The organism is Sphingobium yanoikuyae (assembly GCF_013001025.1).
In the GTDB taxonomy this organism is placed as follows: Bacteria; Pseudomonadota; Alphaproteobacteria; order Sphingomonadales; family Sphingomonadaceae; genus Sphingobium; species Sphingobium yanoikuyae_A.
Window position 1 is genome coordinate 2,110,506 of record NZ_CP053021.1, and the last position, 13,950, is coordinate 2,124,455.

Consider the following 13,950-nt stretch of genomic DNA (forward strand, 5'->3'; position numbering starts at 1 on the left):
AAACGAAGAAGGGCGGGAGTTGCCTCCCGCCCTTTCCGCTTACTTCTTCGCCAGAGCGGCCTGCGCCGCGGCAAGGCGGGCGATCGGCACGCGATAGGGCGAGGCCGAGACATAATCGAGGCCGGTCGCCTCGCAGAAGGCGATCGATGCCGGATCGCCGCCATGCTCGCCGCAGATGCCGAGCTTGATGCCCGGGCGGGTCGCCCGGCCGCGTTCGGCCGCCAGTTCGATGAGCTGGCCCACGCCCTCCACATCGATGCTGACGAACGGATCGCGGGCGAAGATGCCCTTGTCGACATATTGCGTCAGGAAGCGGCCAGCGTCGTCACGGCTGATGCCGATCGTCGTCTGGGTGAGGTCGTTGGTGCCGAAGGAGAAGAATTCGCCGACTTCGGCGATCTCACCGGCCTTGAGCGCGGCGCGCGGCAGTTCGATCATCGTGCCGACCAGATAGTCGACCGATGCGCCCTGCTCGGCGAACACGTCCTTGGCGACCTGATCGACGATCGCCTTCATCAGTTCCAGCTCCTTCTTCGTCGCGACGAGCGGGATCATGACTTCGGGGATCGGCGCTTCGCCGCTCCGTTCCTTCACAATCAGCGCGGCTTCGAAGATGGCGCGGGCCTGCATTTCGTAGATTTCGGGATAGGTCACGCCCAGGCGGCAACCACGATGGCCCAACATCGGGTTGAATTCGTGCAGTTCGGCGGCGCGACGCTTGAGCGCCTCGACACCGACGCCGGCCGCCTTGGCCACTTCCTCGAACTCCGCTTCGCCATGCGGCAGGAATTCGTGGAGCGGCGGATCGAGCAGGCGGATGGTCACGGGCAGGCCGGCCATCACCATGAAGATCTGCGCGAAATCGTCACGCTGCTCAGGCAGCAGCTTGTCGAGCGCGACGCGGCGGCCCTTCTCGCTATCGGCCAGGATCATTTCGCGCACGGCGGTGATGCGGGCCGCGTCGAAGAACATATGCTCGGTGCGGCACAGGCCCACGCCTTCGGCCCCGAAGTCGCGTGCGGTCTGGCAGTCGAGCGGCGTTTCCGCATTGGCGCGGACCTTGAGGCGACGGACCTTGTCGGCCCAGGCCATCAGGATGCCGAAATCGCCGGCCAGTTCGGGCTGCACGGTCGGCACTTCACCCGCCATGACTTCGCCGGTGGCGCCGTCGATGGTCAGGATATCGCCTTCCTTCAGCTCGCGGCTGCCGATGCGCAGGATCTTGTTCGCATTGTCGATCGACAGGCTGCCCGCGCCCGAGACGCAGGGACGGCCCATGCCGCGCGCCACCACGGCGGCGTGGCTGGTCATGCCGCCACGCGCGGTCAGGATGCCCTTGGCCGCGTGCATGCCGTGAATATCTTCCGGGCTGGTTTCGACGCGGACCAGGATGACGGCGTCGCCCAGTTCGTTGCGACGCTCGGCGGTGTCGGCATCGAACACGATCGCGCCGCTGGCCGCGCCCGGCGAGGCAGGCAGGCCCTTGGTCAGCACATCGCGCGGCGCCTTGGGATCGAGGGTCGGGTGCAGAAGCTGGTCGAGCGCGGCGGGATCGACGCGGGCGACGGCTTCTTCTTCCGAGATCAGGCCTTCGCTGGCCATTTCGACCGCGATCTTGAGCGCAGCCTTGGCGGTGCGCTTGCCCGAGCGGGTCTGGAGCATCCAGAGCTTGCCCTGCTGCACCGTGAACTCGATGTCCTGCATGTCGCGATAATGGGTTTCGAGGATGTCGAACACCCGTGCCAGTTCGGCATAGGTTTCGGGCATCGCCTCTTCCATCGACAGCGGCTTGGCCCCTGCCCGCTCGCGCGCCTGCTTGGTCAGATATTGCGGGGTGCGGATGCCGGCAACGACGTCCTCGCCCTGGGCGTTGATCAGATATTCGCCATAATAGGCGTTCTCGCCGGTCGCGGGGTCACGGGTGAAGGCGACGCCGGTGGCCGAGGTGTCGCCCATATTGCCGAACACCATCGCCTGCACATTGACGGCCGTGCCCCAGTCGCCGGGGATCGAGTTCAGGCGGCGATAGACCTTGGCGCGGTCCGCCTGCCAGCTGCCGAACACGGCCGAGATCGCGCCCCAGAGCTGGTCGGCGACGTCCTGCGGGAAAGGCTTGTTCCAGAGCTTGGCGACCAGCGCCTTATATTCCGAAACCAGCGCCTTCCAGTCGTCGGCAGTCATTTCGGTGTCGAGCGTGTAGCCCTGATCTTCCTTGGCGATTTCGAGGGCTTCCTCGAATGCGCCATGATCGAGTTCCAGCACCACGTCCGAATACATCTGGATGAAACGGCGATAGCTGTCCCAGGCGAAACGCTCGTCGCCCGATGCGGCGGCGAGGCCCAGCACCGTCTCGTCATTGAGGCCGAGATTGAGGACCGTGTCCATCATGCCCGGCATCGAGATGCGCGCGCCCGAGCGGACCGAAACCAGCAGCGGATCGGCGGCGTCGCCGAACTTCTTGCCGGTGACCGCCTCGATATGGGCGATGCCATTGGCGACTTCCGCCTTCAGGCTCTCGGGATAGACGCCGCCATCGGTATAATAGCGGGTGCACATTTCGGTGGTGATGGTGAAGCCCGGCGGCACCGGCAGGCCGATCGCGGCCATGCCGTCAAGGTTCGCGCCCTTGCCGCCCAGCAGATTCTTGTCGCCCTTGCCCCCGTCGTTCACGCCACCGCCGAAACGATAAACATAGCGCGTCGAAGTGGTGCTCATCTGGGCCTCTTCCGTCATAACCATATACCGGCTCTCCCTGCACTGATTGCCGAGTTGTGCGTTGCAATAATAATGCCGCAATTAGCGGCTCAAGCCATTAGGGGATAGGACTTATCCCGCTTAACTTCGCATATTTCCCGCAGATTTTGGAATTTCGTTTCCTTATCCTGTAATCTTCGAAAAGTCGGCGACATTGTGCACTGCATCACGGACCCGCGCCAGCAGCGCGAGGCGAGTCGTGCGCTTCGCCGGATCAGCATCATTCACCGTCACGGTCTCAAAGAAGGCGTCGATCGGCGCACGGAGCGTCGCCAGCGCCGCCATGGCGCCCTCAAACTCCTCGGCCGCGACAGCCTGTGCCGCCTGCGGTTCCGCCGCGTCGAGCGCAGCGATCAGATCAGCTTCCGCCTTTTCGGGTTCATAGGAAAGCGAAATCGCCTCCGCCTGCTCCACGCCTTCCTTCTTGAGGATATTGGCGGCGCGCTTGTAGCCCGCGAGCAGATTGGCACCATCATCGGTCGCGACGAAGGACTGGAGCGCCTTCACGCGGGCGAGCAGGCGGACAAGGTCGTCCTCGCTCCCCTCGTTCCAGGTTCTAACTGCACGGATAAGATCGACAGACACGCCGTTATCCCGCTCTGCCACTTCCAATCGATCAAGAATAAAATCTCGAACGGAAGCAGCGATAGGTAGATCAGCACTCATCTGTTCGATGACGGCATTTCGCACCTCGTTTTTGAAGGTGCCTTCCTTTACCGACGAAGCCCACCCCTTAACAGAACCAATGGCTGCTTCCGGGCCAAGTTCATCAAGCACGGCGTTCAGAACCTCTGCGCGCTTATCCTGCTTGGCAATAATTGCTTTCGAGGCGCTATCGCGCTGCAACAGTGACCAAACAGACGAAAGCAAAACACTCATCCGAAGGCGATTTTCTTTGATGAGCGCTATAATTCCAACTGCTGCACGCCGGAGAGCGAACGGATCCTTCGAGCCAGTCGGCTTCTCTTCGATACCAAAAAACTGTGATATCGTATCCAGCTTGTCCGCCAGGCTGACCGCCACCGTGACCGGCGCGGTGGGGACGTCATCGCCTTGGCCGACCGGCTTGTAATGGTCGCGGATCGCATCGGCGACGGCGTCGGGTAGGCCTTCGGCGCGGGCATAATAGCCGCCCATCACACCCTGCAGTTCGGGGAACTCGCCGACCATTTCGGTGACGAGGTCCGCCTTGCACAGTTCCGCGGCCTGGCGCGCCAGCACCGGGTCGCAGTTCGGCACGATGCCTTCGCGCGCCAGCCATTCGGCCAGCTTGGCGACGCGCTCGACCTTGTCGGCGACGGTGCCTAGCTTCTCATGGAAGGTGATGCGGCCAAGCTTCTTCGCCTGCTCGGCGAGCGGGGTCTTGCGGTCCTGCTGCCAGAAGAAGCGGGCGTCGCTCAGGCGCGCGGCCAGCACCTTGCGGTTGCCGGCGACGATCGCCACGCCGCCATCCTTCGCTTCGATATTAGCGGTGCAGATGAAGGCCGGGGCGAGCTTGCCCGTCGCATCACGCAGAACGAAATATTTCTGGTTGATACGCAGGGTTAGCTGAATAACTTCAGGTGGAACCTCAAGAAATTCCGGATCAAAATCGCCCAGCAAGGGCACCGGCCATTCGGTGAGGCCGGCATTTTCCGCGACCAGGCCCTTGTCCTCGATCACGCTATAGCCCTTGGCCGCCGCGGCCTCGCCGGCCTTCGCCTCGATGATCGCCTGACGCTCCTGATGCGAGACGATGACATAAGCGGCGCGCAGCTTGTCGGCATAGTCGTGGGCGCCGTCGATGCGGATCGCACCGGTCGAATGGAAGCGATGCCCCACCGTCTCGCGGCCAGCCTCGACCCCCTCGATCGACAGCGGGACGATCTCGCCGCCGAGCAGCGCGATAATGCCCTGCAGCGGGCGGACCCAGCGCAGGCTTTCGGTGGTGGCGCTGGCCGCGCCCCAGCGCATCGACTTGGGCCAGGGGAAGGCGCGGATGACTGCCGGCACCGCTTCGGCCAGCACGTTGGTGGTGGCCCGGCCGGGCTTGTTCACGACAGCGAACCAGACGCCGTCGCGATCCTCAAGCTGATCCTGGGTCAGGCCGGTCTTGCGCAGGAAGCCTTCGAGCGCCTGTGCCGGCGCGCTGGTCCGGGGCCCCTTGAACTCCTCGCTGACCGCCGCAGTTTCCAGCGGCAGGTCGCGGGCGATCAGGGCCAGGCGGCGCGGCGTGACGAAGCTGTCGATCGAGGCGGGCTTGAGCCCGGCCTTGGCCAGTTCCTCGGTGAAGAGGCGGGCCAGATCATCGGACGCCTTCAATTGCATGCGCGCGGGAATTTCCTCGCAGCGCAGTTCGAGGAGGAAATCGGTCATGCGATTTCCTCCGATGCCCCAGCGCAGGCTGGGGCCGCAAGCGAATGCAGTGCCACATGGCCCGAGATCCCAGCCTTCGCTGGGATGACGAAATTGTTCATGGTCATCAGGCGGTCCATCCGTTGGTCTTCATCCACGCTTCGCAGCTACCCTTCGCCATGTCGCGGACCTGGCCCATATAGCTGGCGCGCTCCTGCACGGAGATCACGCCGCGCGCCTGCAGCAGATTGAAGGTGTGGCTGGCCTTGATCGCCTGCTCGAAAGCCGCGAGCGGCACATCATTGGCGATGCACTGGTCATATTCGGCCTTGCAGTCCTTGAACCAGCGGAACAGCTTTTCGGTGTCGGCGACCTCGAAATTCCATTTCGACATCTGCCGCTCATTTTCCAGGAACACGTCGCCATAGGTGACGCCCTGGTCGTTGAACTTCAGGTCATAGACGCTGTCGACGCCCTGAATATACATGGCGAGGCGTTCGAGGCCGTAGGTCAATTCGCCCGCGACCGGCTTGCAGTCATAGCCACCCATCTGCTGGAAATAGGTGAACTGGGTGACTTCCATGCCGTCGCACCAGACTTCCCAGCCCAGACCCCAGGCGCCCAGCGTCGGGCTTTCCCAGTCATCCTCGACAAAGCGGATGTCGTGGACCAGCGGATCGATGCCGATTTCCCGGAGGCTGCCCAGATATAGCTCCTGCAGGTTGGCAGGGCTGGGCTTCATGATCACCTGATATTGGTAATAATGCTGCAGCCGGTTCGGGTTCTCGCCATAGCGGCCGTCGGTCGGACGGCGGCTGGGCTGGACATAGGCCGCGTTCCAGGGCTTAGGCCCCAGGCTGCGGAGCGTGGTTGCCGGGTGGAATGTACCCGCCCCCACTTCCATGTCGTAGGGCTGAAGAATGACACAACCCTGCTTGCCCCAATAGGCGTGCAGGGTGAGAATGAGGTCCTGGAAGGAAAGCGCTTTGCCCTCGGCCACCGGTGGTCCTTGCAATAATGACAGATTATGGTCGGCCGCGCCTTGGCGCAGCGCGGGCCAAGGGTCAAGGAAAAGCCGCGTCGAACAGGGTTAAGCCGCTTGCCCTGCGCGCCCGGCGCCCGCATGGAAGGGATATGAGACTGACCGCTTTCCCGTCCCGCTGGCTTTCCGCGGGACTTTTGCTGCTCGGCGCCTGGGGCCAGGCCCAGCCCGTCACCGCCCGCGAACCCGCCAACATCGCTGTCAACGTCGCCCCTGCCCTGTGGCAGGTGAAGGATGACGACACGACCATCTATCTGTTCGGCACCGTCCATGTGCTGAAACCGGGGATCGACTGGTTCAAGGGCGGGGTGAAGCAGGCGTTCGACGCATCGGACGAACTGGTGCTGGAAATCATCGAGCCGGAAAATCCCGGCGAGATGGCGCAGATGATGGCGGGCAAGGCGATGGCGACCGACCGGGTCGCCCTGTCCACCCGCCTCGCGCCCGACGCCGCGCAGAAATATCGCGCGGCGATGGTGGCGGCCGGCGTACCCTGGCAATCGTTCGAGGCGTTCAATCCGTGGATGGCCGGCATGATCCTGTCGGTCGCGCCATTGCAGAAGCTGGGCTACCAGTCCGACATCGGCGCGGAAAAGATCTTGCGGGCCGCAGCCGAAAAGGCCGGCAAGAAGGTCGGCGCACTGGAAACGGTGGAGCAGCAGCTCAATTTCTTCGCCGACCTGCCGATGGCGCAGCAGGTCCAGTTCCTCAATGCCACGGTCGAGGGCATGGACGGGATGGAAGGCGAGTTCGCCGCCCTGCTCAACCATTGGCAGACTGGCCAGCCGGAAAAGCTGGCCGACGAGATGAATGATTCGCTCAAGGCCACACCGGAACTGGCCCAGGTGCTGCTGATCAACCGCAACGCCAATTGGGCCAAGTGGATCAAGGCGCGACTGGATCAGCCCGGCACCGTCTTCGTCGCGGTCGGCGCGGGCCATCTGGCCGGCAAGGGCAGCGTGCAGGATCAGTTGAAGACGCTGGGCATCGCCAGCGCGCGCGTAAAGCAGGGGGAATAAGGCCATGAAAAGCTGGATGATCCGTTTTCTGGCCCTCTGCGGCCTTGCCCTCATCGCCGCCTGCGGCAGCGAGCAGAAGGCCCCTGCCCCCAAGGTCGAGGCCGGCCAAGGGCCAGCGCTGTGGCGGGTGGAACGCGCCGGGCTGGACGGCTGGATCTTCGGCACCATCCATGTCCTGCCCGAAGGGGTCGACTGGCAGACGCCGACGATCAAGCAGGCGTGGAAGGATGCCGACCAGCTGGTGCTGGAGGCCGCCGACCTGCAGGACCAGCAGAAGACGCTGGGCCTGTTCGAGAGCATGGGCCGCAGCCCCAACCTGCCCGCGCTCGACGAGCGCGTGCCGGCGGGCGAGCGCCCCGAACTCGACCGGATCGTCAAGGAAGGCGGCACCAGCGCACAGGCGCTGTCGGGCTATGAAAGCTGGGCGGCGGCCATGCTGCTGTCCGCCGCGTCGCAGGAAAACCTGAACGTCAGCCAGGAAAATGGCGTCGAGCCGGTGCTGATCGCTGCCTTCAAGGGCCGGCCGATCGGTGGCCTCGAAACCGTCGAGCGCCAGTTCGGCGCCTTTGACGGCCTGCCCGAAGCGGCGCAGCGCAAGCTGCTGATCCAGACCATCCATGAAGCCAAGGATATGAAGGCGCTCTATAATCGCATCCTGACCGCCTGGGCCAAGGGCGACATGGAGGCGATCGCGAAAGAGGACCAGAATGGCGAGCAGCCCGATCCGGTGGTCGAGGATGCGATCCTGACCGCGCGCAACCGCGACTGGGTCGGCGCGGTCGACAAGCTGAAGGGCCGCCCCTTCATCGCAGTGGGCGCCGGCCACCTGACCGGCAAGGACAATCTCATCGATCTGCTCAAGGCCAAGGGCTACAAGGTCACGCGCGTGCAATAAGCCAACGCTAAACTTGCTTTATCGCCGCTTTCTGCTACAGGGCCGCCTTCCCGCGATGGTCATCCCTGGAGGCGTGGCGGGAAAATTGTATCAAATTTGCTTTTGGAGACACGCAATGAGCGAGCAGCTTACGCTGTCGGCCGAGGCACGCGATCGGGCAGGCAAGGGAGCCTCCCGCGCCCTCCGCCGTGAGGGCCGCGTACCCGCCGTCATCTATGGTATGAACGAAGAACCCCTGTCGATCCACGTCGAGGAAAAGCTCCTCAACAAGCAGCTCGGCACCGGCCACTTCTTCAATTCGGTCATCATGGTCGAAGTTGGCGGCAAGACCGTCCGCACCCTCGCCAAGGATGTGGCCTTCCACCCCGTGACCGATCGTCCGCTGCACGCCGACTTCCTGCGCGTTTCGGAACATGCCACCGTGACCGTCGCTGTCCCGGTGCGCTTCGAGAATGAAGACGCCTCGCCCGGCCTCAAGAAGGGTGGCGTGCTGAACGTCGTCCGTCACGACGTCGAACTGGTCGTCGATGCCGCCGAGATCCCCGATGACGTCGTCGTCGACCTCAAGGGCTTCGAAGTCGGCGATTCGATCCACATCAGCGCCGTAACCCTGCCCAAGGGCGCGAAGGCTGCGATCGAAGACCGCGACTTCACCATCGCCACCATCGTCGCTCCCTCGGCTCTCAAGAGCGCCGAAGGCGAAGCCGCCGAGGGCGAAGGCGAGTAATCGTCTTACAGCTTGCTTGCAGGCTGGAAATTCCGATCCCGTCCGCCTAACCGGCGGGCGGGATTTTCATTTTATGCGGGATAGACGATGCAGATCTGGGCCGGCCTCGGCAATCCGGGGCAGCAATATGCGATGCACCGGCACAATGTCGGCTTCATGGCCGTGGACCTGATCGCCGACATGTATCGCTTCTCGGCGCCCAGGAAGCAGTTCCAGGGCTGGGTGCAGGAAGGGCGGATCGGCCCGGAGAAGATCATCCTGCTCAAGCCCGCCACCTTCATGAACGAAAGCGGCCGCGCGATCGGCGAGGCCATGCGCTTCTACAAACTGACGCCGCAGGACGTGACCGTCTTCCATGACGAGCTCGACCTTGCGCCGATGAAGGTCAAGGTGAAGCGCGGCGGCGGCAATGCCGGCCATAATGGCCTGCGTTCGACCGACGCCCATATTGGCAATGATTTCCGCCGCGTGCGCCTGGGCATCGGCCATCCCGGCCACAAGGACAAGGTCCATGGCTATGTGCTAGGCAATTACCACAAGAGCGAGATGGACGCGCTGGCCGACATGCTGAGCGCGATCGGTGCCGAGGCGGAATGGCTGGCCAAGAATGACGACGCCCGCTTCATGAACGAAGTGGCGCTGCGGCTGGCCGACTGAGGCGGATCAGAAGCGCGCCGAGAGGCCCAGTAGCGGCCCTTCCTGCGATACGTTCCAGCGAAATTGCTGGCCGGTAAAGTCGCGCATCCGATATTGCTGATGGACGAAGCGATAGCCAGCGCGCACGGTCAGTGGCAGGCCGGCGAGGCGCAGCCGGTAGCCAATCGTTCCCTCGCTATCCATGCTGGATTTCCGATCGCTAAAGCCGCCGGCATTCAGGCGCGCGTCGATCACCCAGTGACGGTCGATATCGCCCGCCGTGCGGACGCCGGCCAGCACCTCCGTCCAGTCGGCCTTGCGATTGGCCGTCAGGCCCAGCGCCGCGACATCGGCCGACAGTTTCGACCAGCGCAAACCGACGACCGGCGCGAAGGTAAAGCGCCGCCGATCCCCATGGACGGTTCGCTCCGCCATGCGATGGTCGATGATATTGTAGAACAGGCCGCCCGACACATGGGTCTTCCTGATGCCCAGTCCGACCTGCTGGTGATAGACGGATGCGTCCTGGCGGGTCTTCACATATTGGCCGTCGACATAGGCGCCGACCTTGCCATTGCTCAGGACGACTTCGCCCATGGTGACGAAGTCGAGATGGTCGAATATCTCCGAGAAGGGCATGTCGACCCTGGTGCGGAACCCAGCCAGTTCCGCATTGCCGTACAGCGATGCCGCCCAGACATAGGGTGAGACGGTGAGATGCCAGCCCTGATCGGGCGTGTCATCGGACAGTTGCGCCGGCGCCTCCTGCGCCAAGGCCGGTCCGGCATAGACAAGGGCATTGGCGAGCAGGCAGCATAGAGGAAGATATCGCATGGCGGCGCCCCCAGCCGATCAGGACAGTCCCAGGAATTTGAAGGCCGGCGCATCCTTGAACTGGCCGCTGACCTCGCCCGAAAAGGTTTTCGTCTGGTTCGGGCCAAGATCGAGCTTCTTCACCTTGGCAGAAGGCGCAAAGTCGATCGTCTTCAGATCGACCCAGAAGCTGTTCGGCGTCAACGCGGACTCGAAGAAATAGAGCTTGCGCTTGTGATCCGCGACCGTGCGCCAGCGGGTCGAGGAGATATTGGGCTGGTCCGGGGTCGAGATGCCGAATGGCACCGAGACATTGCGGATCACGCTGAACACGCTGGCCAGCGCCGTCACCGGGTCTTCGCTCTTGGGAATGGCCTTCACATAGAAGGAGGCGCGGGCGAAGCGATCGGCCGAGCGGTTGGTGCCCGGCAACATGGTCGTTCCGCCAATCTCCTTCCAATAGGCGTTGAGCGCCAGTTGCTCGTCGAAGATCGGCGAATTGGTCATCACCGGATATTGCGGGCCGTGATGGATCACCAGCTTGCCCTTGATATATTCGAAGATGGCGCTGTCGCCCGACGCATCCGAGATCGCGAGATGGAGCGTGCCGAGCCGTTCCTCGCCCGGAATATTGTCGGTGACGACGACGAAGCTTTCCTTGCCCAGCGCGTCGACCGCCGCCTTCACCGTGGCGAAATTGTCGAGCACATATTGGGTCCAGATGGCAATGCTCATGCCCGGCTGCTTGCCGTCATAATGGGGATATTCGGACTCGACCAGCCACAGGAGATTGGCGGTCAGCCCCGCCTCGTTCATCCCGTCCGTGGTGGAAATGTCGTAGCCGGTGGCAATCACACTGCCATAGCGGGACGTCCATTTGACCGAATTGGGGCCGGCCTCCCCACTGCGCGCGATGCCGCGCGGAAAGATCCAGAGGTTGGTGCCGACATCGACCTTCCAGTCCATCGACCGGGCGGTGATCACATCGTCATTGGCGCCATGATAGACCAGGCGCGTGCAGGCATCGGCCGATACCGAAGCCAGTTGCGCCGTCAGCAGCGCAAGACCGGACAGGAAAGCGGGCAGACGAGACATGGAACCTCCCGATATGGTCGCGATACTGCCCCTGAAAATGCCGATTTTCTGAATAGTTGCCATGGGTGATAACCCGCATGACGGCTTTGGCCAACCCGTCTCTTGCGCAGTAATCGCATGCGATCACGGCCGCCCGCACCTTCGGCGCGACAAAGCGCATTGCGCAGTGCAGCATGAACAAGCCATAGAGGCGTAACGACTTATTAGGCAAAGCAGGGGACAGAGGTGATCCAGACCGTCGCGACCACGCCTTTCGACGACCAGAAGCCCGGCACATCGGGCCTGCGCAAGAAGGTTCGGGTCTTCCAGCAGCCCCATTATGCGGAAAATTTCATCCAGTCGGTGTTCGACAGCCTGGACGGCTTTGCGGGCCAGACCCTGGTGATCGGCGGCGATGGCCGCTATCTCAACCGCGAAGTCATCCAGATCGCGCTCAGAATGGCGGCGGCCAATGGTTTTGGCCGGGTGCTGGTTGGCCAGGGCGGTATCTTGTCGACCCCGGCCGCGTCGCACCTGATCCGATCGTCCGGCGCCTTTGGCGGCCTTGTTCTGTCGGCCAGTCATAATCCCGGCGGCCCGGACGAGGATTTCGGCATCAAATATAATGTGTCGAACGGCGGGCCAGCCCCGGAGAAGGTGACCGACGCGATCCATGCGCGGACCCTGACCATCGACAGCTATCGCATCCTCGATGCCGCCGACGTCGATATCGACACGCTCGGCACCAGCCAGTTGGGCGCCATGACCGTCGAGGTGGTCGATCCGGTCGCCGGCTATGCCGCGTTGATGGAAAGCCTGTTCGATTTCCCCGCGATCAGGGCGATGATCGCCGGTGGCTTCACCCTCGCCTTCGACTCGATGAGCGCGGTGACCGGCCCCTATGCGACCGAGATTTTCGAAAAGCGACTGGGCGCGCCGGCCGGCACGGTGATGAACGGCACCCCCCTGTCCGATTTCGGCCATCATCATCCCGACCCCAATCTGGTCCATGCCAAGGCGCTCTATGACCGGATGATGGCCACCAATGCGCCCGACTTCGGCGCTGCGTCGGACGGCGACGGCGACCGCAACCTGATCATCGGCCGCCATTGCTATGTGACCCCCTCGGACTCGCTCGCGGTGCTGGCCGCCAATGCCCATCTGGCGCCCGGCTATGCCGGTGGCCTGAAAGGCATCGCCCGCTCCATGCCGACCAGTGGCGCGGCCGACCGGGTGGCGCAGAAGCTGGGCATCCCGCTCTATGAGACACCGACCGGCTGGAAATTCTTCGGCAATCTGCTCGACGCCGGCATGGCGACGATCTGCGGCGAGGAAAGCGCCGGCACCGGGTCCGACCATGTGCGCGAGAAGGACGGCATCTGGGCGGTGCTGCTGTGGCTCAATATCCTCGCCGCGCGCCAGCAGAGCGTAGCCGACATCATGGCCGATCATTGGGTAACCTATGGCCGCAACTATTATGCCCGCCACGACTATGAAGCGATCGCCAAGGACAAGGCCGACGCGCTGATGGCGGCCCTGCGCGACACGCTCGCCAGCCTGCCCGGCACCGGCAACAGCGGCGGCACGGTGAAGGCGGCGGACGATTTTGCCTATACCGACCCGACCGACCAGTCGGTGAGCAAGAACCAGGGCGTGCGCATATTGTTCGAGGATGGATCGCGCGTCGTCTTCCGACTGTCGGGCACCGGCACCGAGGGCGCGACCCTGCGCGTCTATATCGAACGCTATGTCGGGCCGGACGGCGATCTGGCGCTGGCAACCGGCGATGCGCTGGCGCCGCTGGTGGCGGCGGCGCAGGAACTGGCCGACATCGCCGGCTATACAGGTATGGACCAGCCCAGCGTCATCACCTGAACCAGTTCACCATCGCTTACCCCGCAGCAACGGGACAGCAATGACAGCAACCTAAAGGCGGATGGAAATGTCGCTTTCCACCGCCAGAGGTTTCATGCGTTTCCCGTCCCTTGCTGCAGCCCTGTCCCTTGCCACCCTCGCCCTGCCCGCCCAGGCCGCGACGAGCGAGGACGAGCAGCTCTGGGTCAATCTGACGGCGATGGGGTCGATCAAGGACGAGCTGGTCTATTTCGCGGAAATCCAGCCACGCGTCGGCGACGGCGTGTCGCGCATCGACCAGGCGCTGTTCCGCGGCGCGCTGGGCGTCAAATTGTCGCGCGACATCACCCTCTATCAGGGCTACGCCCATGTCGTCGTCCCGATCGAGGGTGGCAAGGACGTCAATGAGGAACGCAGTTTCCAGCAACTGAGCTGGACACTGTCGCGGCCCAAGGATGCCGAGATTTCCTCACGCACCCGGCTGGAGCAGCGCTGGCGCTCAAACGGCAGCGACATGGGCTGGCGCCTGCGCGAGATGCTGCGGGTGGAACATGCGCTCAAACCCGGCAGCGACGCGGTCAATGCGCTCGCCTATGGCGAGGTCTTCTTCGCCCTCAACGACACCGACTGGGGCGCCCGCAAGGGCTTCGACCAGTTACGCAGCTTCGTCGGCGTCGAGATCGGCCTACCGGGCGCGTCGACCATGGAAGTCGGCTACCTCAACCAGTTGATCGACCAGGGCGGCAGCCGCCAGCGCGTCAACCATGTCGCATCAGTGACGCTGTTCTTCCGCCACTGATCC

At 63.5% G+C, this 13,950-nt stretch carries 11 protein-coding genes; 6 read left to right on the plus strand and 5 right to left on the minus strand.

Annotated elements, in window-relative coordinates:
• Positions 1-39: 39 nt before the first annotated feature.
• The 3 genes from ppdK to HH800_RS10465 form a co-directional block, all read right to left on the minus strand.
• Complete coding sequence (gene ppdK / locus HH800_RS10455) at positions 40-2,739, minus strand: pyruvate, phosphate dikinase (RefSeq protein WP_125997621.1); 2,700 nt, start codon at positions 2,737-2,739, stop codon at positions 40-42.
• Positions 2,740-2,877: 138 nt separating this feature from the next.
• Positions 2,878-5,109, minus strand: coding sequence for a glycine--tRNA ligase subunit beta (gene glyS / locus HH800_RS10460; RefSeq protein ID WP_169861015.1), 2,232 nt, complete (start codon positions 5,107-5,109; stop codon positions 2,878-2,880).
• Between the two features lie 106 nt (positions 5,110-5,215).
• Positions 5,216-6,088, minus strand: a complete 873-nt coding sequence (locus tag HH800_RS10465; RefSeq protein ID WP_004207307.1) for a glycine--tRNA ligase subunit alpha — start codon at positions 6,086-6,088, stop codon at positions 5,216-5,218.
• Between the two features lie 134 nt (positions 6,089-6,222).
• Here HH800_RS10465 and HH800_RS10470 point away from each other — a divergent pair, with 134 nt between their 5' ends.
• From HH800_RS10470 to pth, 4 genes are all read left to right on the plus strand, one after another.
• On the plus strand, positions 6,223-7,149 hold the full coding sequence (locus tag HH800_RS10470) for a TraB/GumN family protein (protein ID WP_169861016.1): 927 nt from the start codon (positions 6,223-6,225) through the stop codon (positions 7,147-7,149).
• Positions 7,150-7,153: 4 nt separating this feature from the next.
• A complete protein-coding gene (locus HH800_RS10475; RefSeq protein ID WP_169861017.1) occupies positions 7,154-8,044 on the plus strand; it encodes a TraB/GumN family protein in 891 nt (296 codons plus the stop codon).
• A 115-nt stretch (positions 8,045-8,159) separates the two neighbouring features.
• Positions 8,160-8,771 (plus strand): 50S ribosomal protein L25/general stress protein Ctc, encoded by a 612-nt coding sequence (locus HH800_RS10480; protein WP_004207310.1) that lies wholly within the window; start codon positions 8,160-8,162, stop codon positions 8,769-8,771.
• Positions 8,772-8,858: 87 nt separating this feature from the next.
• Complete coding sequence (gene pth, locus HH800_RS10485) at positions 8,859-9,428, plus strand: aminoacyl-tRNA hydrolase (protein ID WP_169861018.1); 570 nt, start codon at positions 8,859-8,861, stop codon at positions 9,426-9,428.
• A gap of 6 nt (positions 9,429-9,434) precedes the next feature.
• On the opposite strand, the gene HH800_RS10490 is transcribed toward pth, so the two are convergent.
• Together HH800_RS10490 and HH800_RS10495 are read right to left on the minus strand one after the other, a co-directional pair.
• Positions 9,435-10,241: a hypothetical protein gene (locus tag HH800_RS10490; protein ID WP_169861019.1), complete on the minus strand. Its 807-nt coding sequence runs from the start codon at positions 10,239-10,241 to the stop codon at positions 9,435-9,437.
• An 18-nt stretch (positions 10,242-10,259) separates the two neighbouring features.
• Complete coding sequence (locus HH800_RS10495) at positions 10,260-11,315, minus strand: linear amide C-N hydrolase (RefSeq protein WP_169861020.1); 1,056 nt, start codon at positions 11,313-11,315, stop codon at positions 10,260-10,262.
• Between the two features lie 225 nt (positions 11,316-11,540).
• On the opposite strand from HH800_RS10495, the gene HH800_RS10500 reads away from it, so the two are divergent.
• Together HH800_RS10500 and HH800_RS10505 are read left to right on the plus strand one after the other, a co-directional pair.
• Positions 11,541-13,169, plus strand: coding sequence for an alpha-D-glucose phosphate-specific phosphoglucomutase (locus HH800_RS10500; RefSeq protein WP_169861021.1), 1,629 nt, complete (start codon positions 11,541-11,543; stop codon positions 13,167-13,169).
• Between the two features lie 94 nt (positions 13,170-13,263).
• Positions 13,264-13,947 (plus strand): DUF2490 domain-containing protein, encoded by a 684-nt coding sequence (locus tag HH800_RS10505; protein WP_235682085.1) that lies wholly within the window; start codon positions 13,264-13,266, stop codon positions 13,945-13,947.
• Positions 13,948-13,950: the final 3 nt, after the last annotated feature.

Bases quoted from the DNA above. Each gene is read 5' to 3' on its own strand.
- ppdK (WP_125997621.1), bottom strand. From the start codon at position 2,739: ATGGTTATGACGGAAGAGGCCCAGATGAGCACCACTTCGACGCGCTAT.
- glyS (WP_169861015.1), bottom strand. From the start codon at position 5,109: ATGACCGATTTCCTCCTCGAACTGCGCTGCGAGGAAATTCCCGCGCGC.
- HH800_RS10470 (WP_169861016.1), top strand. From the start codon at position 6,223: ATGAGACTGACCGCTTTCCCGTCCCGCTGGCTTTCCGCGGGACTTTTG.
- HH800_RS10475 (WP_169861017.1), top strand. From the start codon at position 7,154: ATGAAAAGCTGGATGATCCGTTTTCTGGCCCTCTGCGGCCTTGCCCTC.
- HH800_RS10480 (WP_004207310.1), top strand. From the start codon at position 8,160: ATGAGCGAGCAGCTTACGCTGTCGGCCGAGGCACGCGATCGGGCAGGC.
- pth (WP_169861018.1), top strand. From the start codon at position 8,859: ATGCAGATCTGGGCCGGCCTCGGCAATCCGGGGCAGCAATATGCGATG.
- HH800_RS10490 (WP_169861019.1), bottom strand. From the start codon at position 10,241: ATGCGATATCTTCCTCTATGCTGCCTGCTCGCCAATGCCCTTGTCTAT.
- HH800_RS10495 (WP_169861020.1), bottom strand. From the start codon at position 11,315: ATGTCTCGTCTGCCCGCTTTCCTGTCCGGTCTTGCGCTGCTGACGGCG.
- HH800_RS10505 (WP_235682085.1), top strand. From the start codon at position 13,264: ATGCGTTTCCCGTCCCTTGCTGCAGCCCTGTCCCTTGCCACCCTCGCC.